The 766-nt window shown below is 47.8% G+C and carries 2 protein-coding genes; both read left to right on the forward strand.

Annotation, left to right across the window (positions count from 1 at the left end):
* The coding region (locus BO222_RS11445; protein WP_143357028.1) for an IS607 family transposase at window positions 1-591 on the forward strand (591 nt) is incomplete at its 5' end.
* A complete protein-coding gene (locus BO222_RS14445) occupies window positions 557-634 on the forward strand; it encodes a helix-turn-helix domain-containing protein (protein WP_354595952.1) in 78 nt (25 codons plus the stop codon). The genes BO222_RS11445 and BO222_RS14445, both read left to right, overlap by 35 nt.
* The last annotated feature ends 132 nt before the right edge of the window (window positions 635-766 follow it).

The following is a 766-nucleotide window of genomic DNA, read 5'->3' on the forward strand; positions in this document are numbered from 1 at the left end:
CGGGACATGGACAAAAACGGAATACTCAAGCCAGCCGCTGTTTCTCCAAAAGGGACCCGGTATTATTCAGAAGAACAGCTGTATCGATACACCCACCAGAACCAGCCCCACAGAAAGGTCATCGGCTATTGTCGGGTCAGCACGAATGGACAGAAGGACGACCTGGAAACCCAGATCTCGAATGTGAGGACTTATATGATCGCCAAAGGCTACAGCTTTGAGGTCATCAGCGATATCGGTTCCGGTATCAACTGCAAAAAGAAAGGCCTGCAGAAGCTGATGAAGATGATCTCCAATAAAGAAGTCTCCAGGGTCGTCGTTCTGTATAAAGACCGCCTGATGCGGTTTGGATACGATATGTTTTCTTACTTCTGCGAACTGAACGATACTGAGATCGAGATCATCGATCATACAGAAACAACAGGCAAGCAGGAACTGACAGAAGACCTGATCCAGATCATCACTGTCTTTGCGAACCGGCTGTATGGCAAAAGATCGAAGAAAACAAAGAAACTGATCGCCCAAGTGAAAAAAAGGGAGGCAGAGTCAGATGAAGATGGCAAGGAAGATACGGCTTCTGCCGACACCTGAGCAGGAAAAGCTGTTTTTCAAGTCTGCAGGGACAGCCCGCTAAGCACATAACTATTTCGTTCGAAGGATGAAGGAGCACCATGAACAGACCGGATCATGGTCCATCAAGGAAAGCTCTATCCGCAGGGAGCTGACAAAGCTTAAAAAGAGCGAAGACTATGCCTGGCTCAAAGAG

Source organism: Ileibacterium valens, from assembly GCF_001945525.1.
In the GTDB taxonomy this organism is placed as follows: domain Bacteria; phylum Bacillota_I; class Bacilli_A; order Erysipelotrichales; family Erysipelotrichaceae; genus Ileibacterium; species Ileibacterium valens.

Excerpts from the sequence above, each read along its gene's own strand:
- BO222_RS14445 (WP_354595952.1), top strand. The coding sequence starts at position 557 with ATGGCAAGGAAGATACGGCTTCTGCCGACACCTGAGCAGGAAAAGCTG.